The organism is Reichenbachiella versicolor (genome assembly GCF_003171675.1).
Taxonomy (GTDB): Bacteria; Bacteroidota; Bacteroidia; order Cytophagales; family Cyclobacteriaceae; genus Reichenbachiella; species Reichenbachiella versicolor.
Genome location: NZ_QFZQ01000001.1, coordinates 1,060,857 through 1,079,994, shown reverse-complemented (window position 1 = coordinate 1,079,994; position 19,138 = coordinate 1,060,857). Strand labels below are relative to the sequence as shown.

Genomic DNA, 19,138 nt, shown 5'->3' with positions numbered 1-19,138 from the left:
ACTGTGTTAATATTACGATTTAAGGTTGATTATCTGCTTTAATTCGATAGATTTAATTAACCAATTTAACTCACCATGAAAACCGTAAATTACTCGCACCTTGTGTGCATACTACTTTCCGTAGTCTTAGCATTGTCATGTACTTCTCACACGCCAAACCCTCCTGGATCAGGTAGAGCTCCCTATCTTTCATTTCCAACTCCCCTATCTCCTGATACACCTTGGGATGTAGATCGTGAATTGCAGGTTAGATTATTGGCAGAAGGCAAAAACATTGAAATACAGCGCCTGTATGAAATCTTATCTTGGCAGTGGTTTATTTCACTTAATTGGCCTCTGACGGCTGATGGTCAGCCTCAACCAAAGATATCAGACAAAGGAAATCCTGAATGGTTTGGATGGAAAGAGAGTTATGAAGTATTCAGACCTTATGGAGAGATGCCTGCTCCTTGGGGACAATTTACTTTCCCTCCAGATTTCCCTATAAAAGATGCCTCTCAAGAAGAAAAGGTCTTGTTCAGAGGTAATAAGTTCGTTGATTATTCTGATCCAGATATAGAGGACGAAATTGATCAAGCATTCACTGGACCTATCTGGGATCAAAATGGCAATATCACTAGGTATGAAGTCAGAATGAACAAAGTTGAGTTTGACTATATCTTGAAGCACGAACTCTATAATTATGATGGTCAGATCGAGTTCTCTAAAGAATATGGAGACGTTCATTTTCCCGAAGGAAATAGAAAAGATGAAGGAGTAATAGAAATCAAAGTGGCTTGGAAGATTCTAGAAGATACGGATATAGAATCTAGATACTTTACTACCCATGGATATGTGATCAATGAAGACCTTAAATCTTATGAAAGAAAGAAAGTAGGTATGGTCGGAATGCACATTTCTTCAAAAACTGAATCTGCTCCACAATGGATATGGACAACCTATGAGCATGTTGACAATCTAGAAGTAAACGAGTTGGAGGTAATCGACGGAAAGCCTCTTAAGGCATCCTATAACGACCCGACCTCAATTGCCGCCATTAATGTCTTCCCTGATACTGCTAAGATGAAGCAAGAAGGAAAAACATTCAGAACTCAAATTCAACGTGTCTTACCTATTGCTGGTGCTACTAAGGAGTTGAACGCTAATGTAAGAGCGCTTCTAGCAGCTGCTGGATCTAAGCTTCAATACTATCAGCAGATCGGTACTCAAAGACCAACAGACCCTAGCGCTAAACCATACACCTATGGAGGTCCTGGAGGAAGTGTCATTGACACTGTATATACTCTACCTGAATCTGTTACGAATAAGTCAGGAGGAAAACCAACTCCTACCTATCTAACCAATATGATCATGGAGACTTATTTTCAAGGAGGTACGATAGTAGGGACTGATGATCAGGTAATACAGACATTTCAACAAAGATCAGATAGTAGTGAACCATACGAAACTGTCTATATAGATACACTAGGTAATGATCCTACCACACATCGACTAGGTTTTGATATTTACATGGCCAACGAACCGGCTTATTTCCAAATGAATTCTAGCCCAGTAGCATTTGACACACAGAATACGCATCAATTGATATTTGGAACGGAGAGTTGTATAGGATGTCACTTCTCAAGTACCATCGCTACTGGTTTCACAATAGATAAAGACGGAAATAAGACTCCAGTATTCAACAGCAGGCCTTCATCAGCAGATTTCAGTTGGTTGTTAAACCAAAAGCCTAGCTTTTTACCGACTAAGTAAGAAGTAAAAGAGATTTAAATGTGTTATGAGCCTTGGTTGTAGGCTGTTTGAAAAGTTTTTAAGTGTTATACATTGTTATAATTATCTACCGGCTAGACGGGTCGGTAGGTAACTTTCCAAACAGCCTCAACTCTGGTGCTCCCATAGTCACTCCATGATCGATACTACATCTAAATGATCCTCTACCTCTAAGACAAATTATCAACATCCATAAATCAACCTTAATTAAACAATCATGTCACAATTCGACTTTGTTCAAGTAAACGAGTTCCAGCCCAATTCAAACACTGGCTGGAACCAAATCGGAGCTATTACAGATTATAGTTTCGAAGGCAATGACCTTTTATTAGTTAATGAAGCTGGTTATCAAATCAAGATATCTTTCTTGTCAGACACCGCAATGAGAGTACGGTTCAAACCAGTAGTCGACCCAGATTACAGTGGCCAAGAATCGTATGCAGTAGTTGATAGAAACTTGGGATCTGTATCTATTGAATATACCTATTTGAATGATAATGGTGGTACACTTCATATTACTACTGGTAAACTAGACGTGTTCATAGGACTAGCTCCATATGGTATCTCTGTTCAAAAGGACGGAAAAGTAATCACTGAAGACACGTATGGTAAAAATCTGATCTTCAGTAATGAAGCAGTCGCTAACCTAAAAAAAGCTCCGTTAAATGAAAGCTATTTTGGATTTGGAGAAAAAGCAGGTTCAATGCTTGATAAGAAAGAGTACACCATGACTTTCTTCAACTATGATAACTTTTCATATGACGACCCTGGAGTAGTACCTCCTGGAAATGCTGGTGGTCCACTAAACCCTTCAGGACCTCTTTACAACTCTATGCCTTACTGCCTAGCTATAGGTAAAGGTGACAGTGGGATTGAGTATGCCTATGGTATATACCTTGATAATGTATCTCAAACGTATTTCAACATGGGTTCGAATGATTACTCTAACATGGATGGCAAATACTACTTTGGAGCTTTATACGGTGAATTGGACTACTACATCATGGTCGGAAGTGATACAGATGGTAGTATCAACGAAGTAGCAAGTGTTATCACCCAGTACTCTAAATTGACAGGCGCTTCGGCTATGCCTCCTATGTATGCATTAGGATTTCAGCAAGGGTGCTACGGATACTATGATAAGTGGAAGCTTGAAAAAATTGCAGAGGAATACAGAGAAGCCAAAATTCCGATTGACGGTCTTCACATAGATGTAGATTTCCAAAATAACTATAGAACTTTCACCAATAGTGAAGTGAAATTCCCAGATGTTGAAGAAATGTTTGACAAGCTTCACAAAATGGGCTTTAAATGCAGTACAAACATCACTGGCATCATCACTGCTAACCCGTACGATGAAGATGGGAAACTTCCCGGTGAGAAGGGATATGTACCCTATCCTACTCGTGACAATTTGGTTGAGTTAGACGTAACAAACGCAATGGAGTCTAAGTACCATGACGATACTGTCACTGCAACCACAGACGATGGTGACGGCGCAGAAAAGCCCTACCCGCAAGCCTTTATCTGGAACACCAGATATGATGATGGAGAAAGTGATAAAATCTTCATGGCACAAGAAGGCTATGGTACTGACACTGAGTATAATGGAAAACCATATAACCCATACGTAAGAAACTATCCATCTCCAGGCTACCCTGAAGGTCAACTTACACTTGGCACCTATGGGTACTACATGGATATGGGTATTCAATCAGTCAAAGAGTACTGGGGAGCACAATACCAATACTTACTCAGCAAAGGACTTGATATGATTTGGCAAGACATGACATGTCCGGCTTTGATTCCCAATGTAGATAATAACACTGCTGTAAAATCTCTGCCTTTGGATCTACAGATGTATGATAAGGTCACTGGAAGTTACCAGCCCAATGCTAAAATCCACAACTCCTTTTCTTTGAACTTAGTCAAGGCAACCTTTGAAGGATTGACTAACCTTAGAGAGAATGAAGAAGCTGTAGGTAGCTACAACTATAAGAAAAGGAACTTCATTATCTCAAGAGGTGGTTTTGCTGGAGTTCATAGATATGCTGGAATCTGGACAGGAGACTCGGCAAGTAGCTGGGACTTCCTAAAAATTAATATCCCAGAGGTACTTAACGTTGGTCTTAGTGGACTACCTATTTCTGGATGTGATATAGGAGGTTTTGCTACAGGATCAGGTAGTGTTACTCAAGGTGGTACACATAATGTGACTCAATACGAACTATTCACCAGATGGATGACCGCAGGAGCGTTTTTACCTTGGTATAGAAACCACTATGATGGTTATAACAAGAGTTTCCAAGAGCCATTCAAATACGGTGATCCTGTTCCTGATAATTGTAAAAAGTACATTGAGATGAGATACCAATTGCTACAGGTATTCTACGACTTGATGTACGAAAACACGCAGAATGGATTACCAGTATGTAGAGCACTATTCCTAAATGAACCTAATGATGTCAAGGTATTTGATTACGCAGATCAGCAGTTCTTCTTAGGAAAGGATATACTCGTAGCACCTGTGACGGATGAGAACTGGTATAAGGAAGTATATGTGCCTAAAGATTCTAATTGGTTTGTCTTTGACCTAAGTGGTAAATTAAATAGACCTACAGAGGGAGGACAAGCTTATCAGTGGTATGTGCCATTAGACCTAGTACCAGTGTACATTAGAGAAGGTGCTATTATTCCTATTCGCCAACTGACTCTATTTGTAGATGCTGAGAAGGCCAATTACCTCGATTTCTTTATCTACCCAGGTCAAGATAGTACTTATGAGCTTTATCAAGATGATAAAATCTCTACTGCATTTGAAGAAGGTGCGTATCGTACGACAGCTATAGCAGCGAATAATACCGAGACTGGTAAAACAGTGACTTTCAACCGAACATATGAAAGCAAACTCTACACTCCATTGGAGGAATATTTCTTCGTTTCTTTCCTAGGCGTAAATGCTGAACCTGCAATGCTTTCTGTCAATGGTAAGAAGCTTAAAATTAAAACTCAAGAAGAGGTAGAAAAATCCAAATCAAACGCTTATTACTTTGATTCGGTTGATCAAAAAGTTGTAGTAAAAGTATTTGACAATGCTTCACAGATTACTGTAGACATTGATCATTTGTTCGACTACACATTTGAGAAAATAGAATTGCCAACAGCCGAGTTAGTGTAAAGTCAAATAGATAATCCTGAACCAAACGGGTAAAGGACTCAAGATTCAGCACCGGGATTGTTCCCGGTGCTATTTGTAACTGATTTTACACCTATATGAAAGAGGAAAATTTATAAACAACACATAATCTATATCAGCCAGAAGCATTTAAAGAAAAGATAATTAATGAGATAAGCAGCTAAGCGACTCCAACCCAGAAATCACCTTCATAAACCAATACTAACATGAACAAATATTACATCTACCCCGCTATAGGTATCGCACGTGTAGGAAATAGTGAATCAGACTTTCTACTCACTCCAGACCTCCCCTACTTACCCGTCGAACCTAACTTCAAGTACAAGGACGATGAAGGAAAAGTCAAACCACATGCAGCTAGATTCAGAATCTATGAGGTAGATGATAAAGGTAAAGTGTTACAAGAAGTCGTAGCTGATAAAAGTACTGAGATCAATTGGCGAGTACATTTGGCCAACCGTAAATCCATCAACTACACCTTCCAAAATGCGATGGATCTTGGAAAACTTAGTAAAGATTGTCCACTAAGAAATCCTCACATCACCGATCTCGAAGAGCGTAAGACAAAATTACTACTAGATCCGGGTACCAGATTTATTCAAGGAATATCAAGAGACCAAAGCAACGCTGAAGTAGATGAAGATTTCGTATTTGGTAGTGCCAAATTTTACGAAGGTACTTCCTACCAGCAAGATGTCTATTTAGGACAGTTAAGGACAGATGAAAAAGGTAGGCTACTAGTTTTAGGAGGTAGAGGCAAGTCCGCAAGTTTTGATGGTAAACCAGCGATAACCTTCGCAAATAACAACGGCTGGCACGATGATGTTTCTGATGGAACAGTCCGTGCTACTTTGACCATCAACGGCACACAGGTCGAAGCCGAACCAGCAATGGTTGCTGTGACTCCTCCCAACTTTGCGCCCGGAATAGAAGGAACAGTGACAATGCTGGATGTGGTAGAAGACCTTTTCGAAAAAGAAAAACTAATCAACCCAGTCACTGAAGTCGATTTTTACAGAGACCTCTACCCTATTTTTAAAAGTCTTGTAGACAACCAAGCCGTCAACTCTGGTTTCTATTTTGCTTTTGGTGAAAACTCACCTGGAGATTTTACGAGCAAAGATCTTTTACAAAAAATAAGCAGCAACAGTGAAGAAAATAAAGCAGTCCGCGAATTCATCTTCAAGCAATTCAGACCCTCGGTAGCGGTAACAAATCAAAATCGAGAGGATCTACTAAAGAAACTTGCCAAAGAACGGGATATTGAAAACAAAGGGCTTGCATTAGAACTAGGTTCAATAGCTAATGAAGCTATTCTCAGTAGCCAACAAGAAATCCAAGCAGATCAACTTCCTCCGTTTTATGGAGATGCTTATGGAGACTATTACGACAATCCATTAGCTAATTTAAGTCTGACCGATCGTCAGTACGAAATGCTCGAAAGGTGGTCAATAGGAGATTTTGTAACGGGAGAACCCTCTAAAACTACTTCCTTAGAAGACCTTGATTTACAAGATCAACCAAAGTCACTTAGCAAAGGTCAACTTGCCCAATGTCTTGGAGGGCCTTTTCATCCAGGTATTGAACTGACATGGTTTTTAAGATTAGCTAGTATGTGGAATACTGCTGATACTTTCGACCCTATGAGACTAAATATCCTAGCCGAAAACGAAAAGGTTCGCGACTTCTATGGTAAGATATTGACTCCTGAAGTGGCTCTTGCGGAAATGTTCAATGCCAGCGGCCCAGGAACATTGACTCGTTTTATGGGAGTACCTTGGCAAACTGATGAGGCTAGCTGTCGTTCGGGACAAGATTATGATCCAGCTTACTATCTGCCATTGGCTAGTTTTTGGTCTGCTCGAGTTCCTAACCAAGTACTTAGCTCCAAAGGTCTAGAAAGGCTTAACGATCCCGACTTACCCAATTTGCAACGTTTAAAGCACTTAGATTATCGTCAAGATTGGTTAAGGTTCTTTCCTCATACTACCTACCAAACCGAGATCAACGGAATGGTTCAAGACTGGGACAAAATCGGAATTGTTAGCAAACAAAAATTGGATAACCCTCTCAAAATCGATGGTTTTGAACTTGATTCACTTTGGGTAGAATCAGAAGTCAATAAGAAATTCACCATTAATGATCCTACTTTCAGAATGCTAGTTCACATGGAAGCACTCGCCAATGCAGAAGGAAAAGTAGAGGTTCCAAATCCAGAAAAAGGTAAATACGCTGAAAGACTTCGACAGCTAGAACAAGACGACTTAGCATTTGCACAATCTCCTACCACCGAACGCAAAAGATATACTCGTCAAGAAAGATTTGGATCTGAGGACAGTTGATGGAATTTGACATATTAATTATTGGGGCCGGGGTTGCAGGGTTATCTGCAGCCTCATTTTTATCCAACAGAGGGCTGCATGTTGCTATAGTGGACAAAGGAATCCCTCACGTATTAAAATCGGGTGAATGTCTGATGGCTGATGCACTTCCAATCATGAAGAAACTTGGATATGCCTATGAATTTTTAGCAAGCAATCACCTTTCGCTGGAAGCTTATCAAGTGAAATGGGGAAACCAAGAGACCTATCAAAGACATTTAGTAAGTAGTCCTACAGGTACTGGCTGGGTAGTCGATAGAAAAGTATTTGACGACATGCTTTTACAGAAATGCTTAGAACATGAGGTGTCTTTCTTTTGGGAACAAAAAATAGATCAATTATCTCACAATGGTCTTTGGGAAATCTTGACTAGCGGTAAAGAAACTAATGAGTTGAAAGCCTCATTCGTGATCGACGCTAGTGGTCGAGCTAGAGCCTTTACCCGTAGAATCGGAATTAAGAAATTCCATTCAGATAAACTACTAGCCACCTGTTGTCACTTAGAAGGTCAATCTGACAAAACAGATAGAATGGCTTCGATCATCAGCGATACCGATGGCTGGTGGTATTACGCACAATACTGCCGCGACAAAGGCAGCTTGGCCTACTTTACAGACGCTGATTTACCACAGCATAAAACCATCAATCATCTACAAGACAAAGCGAAATCAAATTCAATACTAAAAGCATTACTACTAGATAAGCACTTTATTCCCACAACCTTCATGCGAAATGCTGCTTACTCTTCTGCCATTCAAAACTGTGTAGGTGATGGCTGGTTAGCTATGGGAGATGCAGCAATGAGCTTTGATCCTCTGTCATCATTTGGGATGACTTCGGCCATGTCAAGTGCATTCTATGGATCTCAAGCCATCATGCGCTTTTTTCACAACCAACCAGAGTACCTTAAAACCTACCAACAACTTCTACAACAGAACTACCTCTCCTATCTTAAAAAACGAAAAATTGAATACGCTAAAGTTTCTAATTCTGAAAGTAAATTTTGGTTGAGAAGACAGTAAGAGGTCTTTTGAAGCCTACATTTCATTGAAACATGTATGTTTCGACCTCTCCCGAACTTACAATAAAACCGAAACACAGACTTTTCGCGAAAGTTCCCTGCAGCTTGCAGCGCCACGTCGCGAGACCGCGAAACTCTCCAGCACATCGCAGCTTTGCGTCGCGAATCCGCGAAAACACCAAACAATCAGCATGGGCTCGTCGCGAATCCGCGAAAGTTTCAAACACACTGCAACCCGACGTCGCGAATTCGCGAAAATTTCCTACAGATAGCACGAGCCTGTCGCGAACTTGTGAGGGATACTGAAATTGAGGCCTTTAACTCACTTCATACATTGAACTTTTGTAATGAGCAATTAAAGAACAATAAATCAGGGAGTTTTGATAAATAGGCGTAGTACCGCTGCTGTGATTGGTCTAAACTTAATGAAACAACTGATTTGAAGGTTTAGACTCAGAATAATTTTTCTAATGCATGAAGCGAATTCAGATGATGTGTTGCTTTACTGTATGAAATCAACGTGCTGCGATTAGATATTGTTTGTCTTAATCAATTATGAACCAAGTGAAACTCTAACAGTGCTCAATAACTTATACGAGTTTTGATATATCCCTTAAATACTGTTTTTGTATGATACCAAAAGTTTCAAAGCCTAAAGTTTGAAAACTGGGTGTAATTGGGTGTAATAAAGAGTTATAGGTAATCAGTAAAGTGAACTAATCAATCAATAAAAGTGATTTGGCGAGTTGAGCATATTGATATAATTTTACTTTAACTAAAAAAAGTTAAACTAACACAAATTCAAATTTTTCATTCACATGAAATACAATTACCACACAATCTACTACAAGTACTTAAAATTCAAATCTCGATTAGATAAAGCTATCCAAAACGGGTCATTTACTAATTACACCTACAAAAAGCGTCAAATGCTTCTTAAGCGACTTGACAGACTCAAGCGTCAATTAGAACAGCTAGATGTTAGTTGGAAAGTCGCTGCTACAGGTACGATGGCGGCTGGTATGTTATTGTTAAACGCACCTGAAGCTAATGCTCAAGGCGTAGCGAAAAAAGAAGGAAGTGAGTTTAAAGTAAATACTACACCAGCCTCAAGCAGTATAGTACCTACTTCAATAGGTATGGACGCTGATGGGGATTTTGTAGTCGCTTGGGGTGTCTATGGGAGTATATATGCACAGCGATACAATTCAACAGGTGAAGCTCAAGGTGATGAGTTTGTAGTTGATAATGTTACGGGATTCTCTACTACCAAGCAACCAGAAGTAGCGATGAATGCTAGTGGTGATTTTGTAATTACATGGGATATAAAAGGAGCTGGTGCCATAGATGGCAGTGGTTATGGAGTTTATGCAAGACGCTACAATTCAGCTGGTGAAGCACAAGGAGAAAAATTCTTAGTAAATGCATACACAACTGGGGATCAAAAAACTCCAGCTATTGCAATGGATGATGATGGTGACTTTGTGATTGCATGGAGTGGTAAAGGCGAGGATGCTGGCGGTGGTATTGATTTAATTGCGCAAAGATTCGATGCTTCAGGTAACAAAGTAGGAAGTGAATTTTTTGTTAACTCAAACATTGGTTATTCTCAATATTGTAAAAACCCATCTATAGCAATGGATGGTGAAGGAGATTTTGTTATCGCTTGGGAAGATAGTTACGCAGATGCAAGTGGTTATGGTATAGAAGCTAGACGCTATAATGCCGCTGGAGAATCACAAGGAAGTGGTCTCTTTCAAGTTAACACTTCTACAACAAGTAGTCAACGCAATGCAGACGTAGCCATGGATTCTGATGGAGATTTTGTAGTTGCTTGGACCAGTAGTCATGATGCTGTGTATTCAGGTGACGTCTATGCGCAAAGATTCGATGCCTCAGGAGTTGCACTAGATGGTGAGTTTTTGGTAAATGTTACAAGAGGTAGTTATAGTACCCCTAACAGAAAGCCTGCAGTTGCAATGAACGCAGATGGTGAGTTTGTAATTTCATGGGATGCCCCCAATAGCGATATAAGCTTTGAATATGAAGTGTATGCGAGGCATTACAATGCATCTGGAGTTGCTCAAAGTGACGAAATTTTAGTTAATACAGAGACTTCTGGGGAACAAAACCTACCTTCTATAGCCATGGATGATGATGGTGATTTTGTTATTGCTTATAAAAATGATCATGGAGGTTCAAATGTGTATGCTCAGCTATTTGACATTACTAGATCTCCTATTCTTCCAGCCATTGAAGACAAAGAGGTTGAAGAAGAATCATTAGTTTCATTTACCGCTGAAGCTACAGATGCTAACAAGGATGAACTTACTTATAGTTTAGATGCACCATCTATTGATTTAGGTATGGCTATTAACTCTGAAACTGGTGAATTCAGCTGGACTCCGAGTAAAGATCAATCAGGAGCTTATGATGTGACTATCTCTGTTAGCGATGGAGACTTGACAGATAGCGAGACATTCAAGATTACTGTTACAGATAAGGTAGCAGCTCCTGATGGTGTATCATCAGTTGATGGTGAAATACTAGAAGAAGTTACTTTATTTCCTAATCCAGCTACATCTGAAATTACTTTGAGTAGTGAATCTTCTGTTTTTGATAGTTATGAGATTTCAGACCTATCTGGTGGGTTGGTTCAGACTGGTAATTTATTAGCTCAAAAATCAATCTCAATTGCTGATTTGCCTACAGGGATATATATGCTAAAAGTATCTGGTGTTGATGGAGTGAAGACCTTAAGGTTTATTAAGAAATAACTTTTAAGGCGATTTCTAATTCACAACAACACATAATAATTAAAAATAAAGGCCAGAGTTTCTCTGGTCTTTTTTTGTGCCTTTTATTGAAGATCCTGTTCTAAATGTTGAGTCTTATTTTCCTCAAAGAATCCATCATCAGAAGATCAGTTTACATAACATTCTTATTAAAAGTCACTTGCAGATTAGCAATATTAGTATAGTTTTACTTTAACTAAAAAAAGTTAAACTAACACAAATTCTAATTTTTCATTAACATGAAATACAATTACCACTCTATTTATTACAAGTACTTAAAATTCAAATCTCGATTAGATAAAGCCATCCAAAACGGATCATTTACTAATTACACCTACAAAAAGCGCCAAATGCTTCTTAAGCGACTTGATAGACTCAAGCGTCAATTAGAACAACTAGATGTTAGTTGGAAAGTCGCTGCTACAGGTACTATGGCGGCTGGTATGTTATTGTTAAACTCACCTGAAGCTAATGCACAAGGCGTAGCGAAAAAAGAAGGAAGCGAGTTTAAGTTAAATGCAACAGCAGTATCAGGTGACCTTCCAAATCCTTCTGTGGCTATGGATGCAGATGGTGATTTTGTCATCACATGGGGTTTTGAAGGTAGTGTTTATGCGCAGAGATATAACTATACAGGAGAAGCTCAAGGAGAAGAATTTTTAGTTGATCATAAAACTGGATTCTATAACCCTAGAAAATCAGCGGTAGCAATGAGTGCCAATGGCGATTTTGTAATTACATGGGACACTCAAGATCCTACAGGTTTAGATACCGATCAGAATGGTATTTATGCCAAACGCTATAATGCAGCAGGAGAATCTCAAGGAGATACATTTTTAGTCAACACGTATACTACAGGTAATCAAGAAACTCCAGCTATTGCGATGGATGACGATGGTGACTTTGTGATTGCATGGAGTGGCAGAGGAGAGGATACTGGCGGTGGTATTGATATAATTGCTCAAAGATTCGATGCCTCAGGTAACAAAGTTGGGAGTGAATTTTTTGTTAATTCCAATTCTGGTCATTCTCAATACAGCCAAAATCCATCGGTTGCAATGGATAGTGATGGGGATTTTGTAATCGCTTGGGAAGATAGTTACGCAGATGCGAGTCTGGATGGTATAGAAGCTAGACGCTATAATGCAGCTGGAGAATCTCAAGGAATTGGTATATTTAGAGTTAACACTTCTACGAACGGAAATCAACGCAAAGCTGCTGTAGCTATGGACTCTGATGGAGATTTTGTAGTTGCTTGGACCAGTAATCATGATGCTTCGTATTCAGGTGACATCTATGCGCAAAGATTCGATGCCTCAGGAGTTGCATTAGATGGTGAGTTTTTGGTGAATGTTACAAGAGGTAGTTATAGTAACTCCAACAGAAAGCCTACAGTCGCAATGAACGCAGATGGTGAGTTTGTAATTTCATGGGATGCGCCAAATAGTGATATAAGCTTTGAATATGAAGTGTATGCGAGGCATTACAATGCTTCTGGAATTGCTCAAAGTGACGAAATTTTAGTCAACACAGAGACTTCTGGAGAACAAACCTTACCTTCCATAGCCATAGATGATGATGGTGATTTTGTAATTGCTTATAAAAATGATAATGGAGGTTCAGATAATGTATTTGCTCAGCTATTTGACATTACTAGATCTCCTATTCTTCCAGCCATTGAAGACAAAGAGGTTGAAGAAGAATCATTAGTTTCATTTACCGCTGAAGCTACTGATGCTAACAAGGATGAACTTACTTATAGTTTAGATGCACCATCTATTGATTTAGGTATGACTATTAATTCTGAAACTGGTGAATTCAGCTGGACTCCTAGTATAGATCACTCAGGAGCTTATGATGTGACTATCTCTGTTAGCGATGGAGACTTGACAGATAGTGAAACATTCAAAATAACAGTTACAGATAAGGTAGCAGCTCCTGATGGTGTATCATCAGTTGATGGTGAAATATTAGAAGATGTTACATTATTCCCTAATCCAGCTACATCTGAAATTACTTTGAGTAGTGAATCTTCAGTATTTGATAGTTATGAGATTTCGGACCTATCTGGTGGGTTGGTTCAGACTGGTAATATGTTAGCTCAAAAGTCAATATCGATTGCTGATTTGCCAACAGGGGTATATATGTTAAAAGTATCTGGTGTTGATGGAGTGAAGACCATAAGGTTTATTAAGAAATAACTTTTAAGGCGATTTCTAATTCTCAACAACACATAATAATTGAAAATAAAGGCCAGAGTTTCTCTGGTCTTTTTTTGTGCCTTTTATTGAAGATCCTGTTCTAAATGTTGAGTCTTATTTTCCTCAAAGAATCCATCATCAGAAGATCAGTTTACATAACATTCTTATTAAAAGTCACTTGCAGATTAACAATATTAGTATAGTTTTACTTTCACATAAAATAATACAATAGTAGTTTAACCTTACACATCTACCTTTTATGAAATACAATTACCAAGAAATCTACCAGAAATACCTGAAATTCAAATCTCGTCTGGATAAAGCTATCCAAAACGGATCATTTACTAATTACACCTACAAAAAGCGTCAAATGCTTCTCAAGCGACTTGATAGACTGAAGCGTCAATTGGATCAATTAAATGTCAACTTGAAAACAGCCGCTACTGGAACTCTAGCTGCTGGTATGATGATGCTAAATACTTCTGACGCTACTGCGCAAGAAAAAGCCGAAAAAGTAGGAAGCGAGTTTAAAATAAATACAAATGCTGGATCCAATAATAGAATAAATTCCTCAATAGCTATCGATGATGACGGTGATTTTGTAGTCACTTGGGGCTTTAAGGGAAGCGTCTACGCCCAGCGTTATAATGCCAGTGGTGAAACTCAAGGTGATGAATTTTTAGTAGATGATGTAAGTGGATATGCCACCTCTCCTAACCCCCAGATAGCAATGAGCGCAGGTGGTGAATTCGTAATTACTTGGGACTTAAAAAATGCTTCTGGCCTTGATAGTGATAACTATGGGGTATATGCTAAACGATACAATGCTAATGGCGAGGCGCAGGGTGATGAATTTCTAGTGAATACTTATACATCTTATGGCCAGAAAAATCCAGATATTGCAATAGATGATAATGGTAACTTTGTTATAGTATGGACAAGTTATGGTGGTTTTAGCAGTGGTGGTGATGAAATTGTTGCTCAACGATTTGATGCTTTAGGTAATAAACAAGGCAATGAATTTCGTATTAATACTTCAGCTTCTCAAACCAGTGCCAACCCTTCAATTGCTATGGATAGTGATGGTGACTTTGTAATCACTTGGCAAGACGAATACGTTGACGGAGATGATTTTGGTATAGAAGCTAGAATTTATAACGCATCTGGTGTTGCACAAACGGATGAGTTTTTAGTTAATACATCTGTCACAAATTATCAAACCCAACCTGACGTAGCGATGGACAGTGATGGTGATTTTGTAATTACATGGAAAAGTGACCATGATAACTCATACCTAGATATATACGCACAAAGATACAATGCAAGTGGAATTAAACAGGGTGATGAGTTTTTAGTTAATACATTTAAAGCTAGTGGTAGTGGTTCCGCTAAAAAACCATCAGTAGCTATGAATAGTAAAGGAGAATTTGTGATCACTTGGGATACCTATAATCAAGAAGGAAACTTTACTTATGACGTCTATGCACAACGTTACAACTCATTAGGCGTAGCACAAGAAGAAGAACTCTTAGTAAACTCTATAACCTCCAATAATCAAAAGCATCCATCTGTTGGTATAGATAATGAGGGTGACTTTATCATTTCTTGGTATGATGACCAAGTAGGGTATAATCTTTATGCCCAGAGATACATGGCACCTAGATTTGCTCCAAAACTAGAGTCTATAGATGATAAAGAGGTTAAAGAAGAGGAATTGATCTCATTTACTACTCAGGCCACAGATGCTAACAGCGATGAACTTATTTATAGTCTAGATGCAGGGTCAATTGAATTAGGTATGATTATTAACTCAGAAACTGGAGAGTTTAGCTGGACACCTAGTATAGATCAATCAGGAACATATGATGTAACGGTAACAGTTAGCGATGGAGACTTGACAGATAGTGAAGCTTTCAAAATTACAGTTTCTGATAAGCTAGCAGCTCCTGATGGTGTATCATCAGTTGACGGTGAAATACTAGAAGATGTTACTTTATTCCCAAACCCAGCTACTTCTGAAATTACATTGAACAGTGAATCTTCAGTATTTGATAGTTATGAGATTTCAGACCTATCTGGTGGGTTGGTTCAAGCTGGTAATTTACTAGCTCAAAAATCAATCTCAATAGCTGATTTGCCAACTGGAGTCTATATGCTAAAAGTATCAGGCATTGATGGAGTAAAAACCATGAGATTTATTAAGAAATAACCTTAAAGGGATTTCTAATTCACAACAACAGCGATATTAGAAAGTAAAGGCCAGATATTCTCTGGCCTTTTTATATCTCATTCAAATAATTAAGACTTAATTCCTAAAGTGATTTATAACCAGTCCTTTTAGCTAAAGTTTTCTGGAAGAATCAATAAAAAACATCAACTTAGCAACATTTATTTATATTGAAGTTGCACTGCTCCAAGAGTATTAGCATCTTCGGAATTTTATTTAAGCTCATTCCGATGGATGGGCAATTTAACCCATTGGGCTTTTGCCCTACTTATAAATAGTTCACATTGAATACACCAAATCCTATTCATCCACCTGCACCGTTTTCGTGCACCTACTCTCCTAACCTACCAGAGTTAATTAGCAAACTCAATTGTACCCTAGCGATTAGTACCTATCAAGCTGGAAAAGTAATTTTTATAAGTGCAGTAGATGATAATCAGCTAATTCAATTGCCTAGAAACTTCAAAAAAGCCATGGGAATGGCTGTAAAAGATCATCAATTAGCTGTAGCTACAAAAGATGAGGTAGTAATTCTAGGAAATGCACCGGGCTTGGCTCCTAATTATCCCCCACAACCAAATACTTATGATGGTTTATATGTTCCTAGGGCTAAGTATTATACAGGTGAAGTTGATTTACATGATATGGAGTGGGGAGAAAAAGGTTTATATGCAGTCAATACTCGTTTCTCTTGTATTTCATTGATCAACAACAAATATAGTTTTGAGCCTGTTTGGCAACCTCACTTCATTACTGACCTCGACCCAATAGATAGATGCCACCTGAATGGAATGGTGATGCAAAATGGTCAACCTAAATATGTCACTGCTCTAGGAGTATCTAATCAAGAGAAAGGTTGGCGACCATCAGTAGAAACTGGAGGCGTATTGATGGATGTAGAATCAAATGAGTTCATTCTAAAAGGATTGGCTATGCCACATTCGCCAAGAATATTTGATGGAGAAGTTTATGCACTCTTATCCGCTACTGGTGAACTAATCAAGGTCGATGTAAGTAAGGGCACTTATGAAGTAATCGCTGCCTTTGATGGATTCTTGAGAGGAATGGATAAAATTGGTGATTACTTATTTATTGGTTTGTCTAAACTCCGCCAAAACTCCTCAACTTTTAGAGATCTACCCATAGCCAAAAAGGCACTGTCATCTGGTATACAGGTTCTTCACTTACCAACTGGGGCTGTAGTTGCTAATTTGACTTATCAAGCTAGTGTAGAGGAACTGTATGATGTCAAAATGCTTAATGGTTTTAGAAGACCCGGTGTACTAGGTGTAGATAGGGACGAACACAGACGAGCATTGGTAACTCCTACGGACAACTACTGGTCTGAGCCATCTGAAGATCAATAGATATTGTAGGTTAGACTAGAAAGACTCATGAAAAATTATTTAGATCAATTATTCAGTCATGCGACTTCACTGCATCAGCAAGGGGATTTCAAGAATGCTCAGGCTTCCTACAAGCAGATTCTAAGAGACGCTAAAGGCCATCCAGACGCTTTACACTTATTAGGGTTGACCTATGCGCAACAAGGAAATTTTGAGGAGGCTATTCGCTATATCAGTCAAGCTATTCAAGTAAATAGTTCCAATGCTATGTACCATTATAACTTGGGGGAAGCATATTCCCGAATGGGGCAACTTGATATGGCTTTAAAAGCATATGATAGTTCTATCAACATCGACGGAAACTCTCCACAAAGTCATTTTGGTAAAGCCAACGCGCTTAAGAAAATGGGCAATCTTTTAGGAGCTAAAACTGGATATCAAAAGACGCTAGAGTGTAACCCTAGTTTTTTTCAAGCCTATTATAACTGGGGAAATGTCGAACAGGACATGGGCAACTATAAAACTGCGATGTCTTGCTATGAAAAGTGTCTCAAAATAAATGAAAAACACAACCTAGCTCACAATAATTTAGGTATCATGTTTCAACACTGGGATCGAAATGATGAAGCTATTTCTCATTATGAAAAGTCAATTGAAATCGATCCTAAATTCTATTCTGCGCATAGCAACCTCGCAAAGCTCTATGAAAACATGGGCGAGTTTGACAAAGCAAAGAAGTACTATCAAAATTTAGCATCTATTTCTCCAAACGATATATTAGTCAACTTTACGCTAAAGACACTAAGTCCAGTGATTTTCGATAGTAATGATTCTATAGACAACTATCACCAAGAAGTTCACAAAGCATTAGACGAATACAATCAGCTTTCTTTCCAACCTGACAAAGTCTCTGAATCCAATCACAACATCTTTTCAGATATGATCTATCACGGAAGAGATGTGCTGTCCATAAAGAAAAAATTAGCTGAAAAATATACTGACTTTATCCCAGCCACTCCCGTGCGAAAGCCAAATACCATACCTCATATAGGTTTTGTGGTAACTAATGGTCACGAGGGAGTCTTTAATAAGTGTATGTCTGGCATGATTAGCCAAATGGATAAAACCAGATTCAAAGTAAGTGTGGTATGTAGTCAACCTAATGGAAAGAGAATCATAGAGCCGGCCTTGAAAAAAAAGGAAAACGTTGACTTTATTGAACTTCATACAAGGCTAGATTACGCGGCACAACAAATTATGGATGCCAAATTTGACGTGCTGTACTATTGGGAAATTGGAACAGATACGATCAACTACTTTCTTCCTTTCCTACGTCTAGCCGCTGTACAACTAACCAGTTGGGGATGGCCTACGACCAGTGGTATTCCAAATGTTGATTACTTTGTTTCCTCCAAGCATTTGGAGATTGACACTGCTGATGATCACTACTCTGAGAAACTGGTTAGGTTAGATCATATTCCAGTTTATTACTATCACCCACCAGTCCCTGATGAACCTAAACCACTCCAAGAATATGGTTTAAGTAACAAAAACAATCTGTATTTGTGTGCTCAAAACCTTAAAAAGGTTCACCCTGACTTTGATGAAATTGTCTTAGGAATACTAGAAAAAGATCCTGATGGATTGGTTCTATTCATAGATGATAAACATCCTAAAATCACCCAATCACTTAAAGATCGATTGGCCAAAACTTGTACTCAGCATCAAGATAGAATTGTATTCTTACCTAGAATGTCTGAAGTGGATTATTTAGGATTGCTAGCACAAGTAGATGTAGCACTAGATACGCTACACTATGGAGGAGGTGCTAATACCTGCTATGATGCGTTTATCTGTGGTACACCTGTAGTCTCGTTACCTGGTCAATTTCATAGTAGCAGATATGCATACGCTGCCTACCAACAAATAGGCTTGGATTATACCGTTGATTCTATTGAATCTTATGTATCTAAAGCCGTTGAGATTGCAAGTGATGCAGTTTTGAGAAATACATTGAGTATCGAGTTAAAAGAAAAGAGTAGTGTGTTATTCGAAGACCAAAGTGCGGTTAATATGTTCTCAGACTTTATAGAACAAGCAGCTAAAAATCCAGAATTGCAATAGTTTAAATTTCTTCAAGATCTTATATTGATAACTACGCTTTTCACGTTTATTTCTTAATATATCATCTATACTTTTCA

At 38.6% G+C, this 19,138-nt stretch carries 9 protein-coding genes; all 9 read left to right on the top strand.

What is annotated here, in order from left to right; genetic code table 11:
• Window positions 1–75: 75 nt before the first annotated feature.
• The 9 genes from DKG80_RS04310 to DKG80_RS04270 all read left to right on the top strand — a co-directional run bounded on the left by DKG80_RS04310 (window position 76) and on the right by DKG80_RS04270 (window position 19,061).
• Entirely contained in the window at window positions 76–1,752 is a 1,677-nt protein-coding gene (locus tag DKG80_RS04310; RefSeq protein ID WP_162555676.1) for a hypothetical protein, read from the top strand.
• 235 nt (window positions 1,753–1,987) lie between these two features.
• Window positions 1,988–4,948 carry a TIM-barrel domain-containing protein gene (locus DKG80_RS04305; protein WP_109830044.1) on the top strand — a complete coding sequence of 987 codons (2,961 nt, stop codon included), beginning with the start codon at window positions 1,988–1,990 and terminating at the stop codon, window positions 4,946–4,948.
• 224 nt (window positions 4,949–5,172) lie between these two features.
• Window positions 5,173–7,308: a LodA/GoxA family CTQ-dependent oxidase gene (locus tag DKG80_RS04300; RefSeq protein WP_109830043.1), complete on the top strand. Its 2,136-nt coding sequence runs from the start codon at window positions 5,173–5,175 to the stop codon at window positions 7,306–7,308.
• Window positions 7,308–8,369 carry an NAD(P)/FAD-dependent oxidoreductase gene (locus tag DKG80_RS04295; RefSeq protein ID WP_109830042.1) on the top strand — a complete coding sequence of 354 codons (1,062 nt, stop codon included), beginning with the start codon at window positions 7,308–7,310 and terminating at the stop codon, window positions 8,367–8,369. Before DKG80_RS04300 ends, DKG80_RS04295 begins: the two co-directional genes overlap by 1 nt.
• Window positions 8,370–9,186: 817 nt before the next feature.
• Window positions 9,187–11,145, top strand: coding sequence for a putative Ig domain-containing protein (locus DKG80_RS04290; RefSeq protein ID WP_109830041.1), 1,959 nt, complete (start codon window positions 9,187–9,189; stop codon window positions 11,143–11,145).
• A 257-nt stretch (window positions 11,146–11,402) separates the two neighbouring features.
• On the top strand, window positions 11,403–13,364 hold the full coding sequence (locus tag DKG80_RS04285; RefSeq protein WP_109830040.1) for a putative Ig domain-containing protein: 1,962 nt from the start codon (window positions 11,403–11,405) through the stop codon (window positions 13,362–13,364).
• A gap of 259 nt (window positions 13,365–13,623) precedes the next feature.
• A complete protein-coding gene (locus DKG80_RS04280) occupies window positions 13,624–15,573 on the top strand; it encodes a putative Ig domain-containing protein (protein WP_109830039.1) in 1,950 nt (649 codons plus the stop codon).
• Between the two features lie 302 nt (window positions 15,574–15,875).
• Window positions 15,876–16,958, top strand: a complete 1,083-nt coding sequence (locus tag DKG80_RS04275) for a TIGR03032 family protein (protein WP_245906955.1) — start codon at window positions 15,876–15,878, stop codon at window positions 16,956–16,958.
• A gap of 27 nt (window positions 16,959–16,985) precedes the next feature.
• Window positions 16,986–19,061 carry a tetratricopeptide repeat protein gene (locus DKG80_RS04270; RefSeq protein WP_109830038.1) on the top strand — a complete coding sequence of 692 codons (2,076 nt, stop codon included), beginning with the start codon at window positions 16,986–16,988 and terminating at the stop codon, window positions 19,059–19,061.
• The last annotated feature ends 77 nt before the right edge of the window (window positions 19,062–19,138 follow it).

Coding starts and splice junctions, on each gene's coding strand:
- DKG80_RS04310 (WP_162555676.1), top strand. CDS start 76: ATGAAAACCGTAAATTACTCGCACCTTGTGTGCATACTACTTTCCGTA.
- DKG80_RS04305 (WP_109830044.1), top strand. CDS start 1,988: ATGTCACAATTCGACTTTGTTCAAGTAAACGAGTTCCAGCCCAATTCA.
- DKG80_RS04300 (WP_109830043.1), top strand. CDS start 5,173: ATGAACAAATATTACATCTACCCCGCTATAGGTATCGCACGTGTAGGA.
- DKG80_RS04295 (WP_109830042.1), top strand. CDS start 7,308: ATGGAATTTGACATATTAATTATTGGGGCCGGGGTTGCAGGGTTATCT.
- DKG80_RS04290 (WP_109830041.1), top strand. CDS start 9,187: ATGAAATACAATTACCACACAATCTACTACAAGTACTTAAAATTCAAA.
- DKG80_RS04285 (WP_109830040.1), top strand. CDS start 11,403: ATGAAATACAATTACCACTCTATTTATTACAAGTACTTAAAATTCAAA.
- DKG80_RS04280 (WP_109830039.1), top strand. CDS start 13,624: ATGAAATACAATTACCAAGAAATCTACCAGAAATACCTGAAATTCAAA.
- DKG80_RS04270 (WP_109830038.1), top strand. CDS start 16,986: ATGAAAAATTATTTAGATCAATTATTCAGTCATGCGACTTCACTGCAT.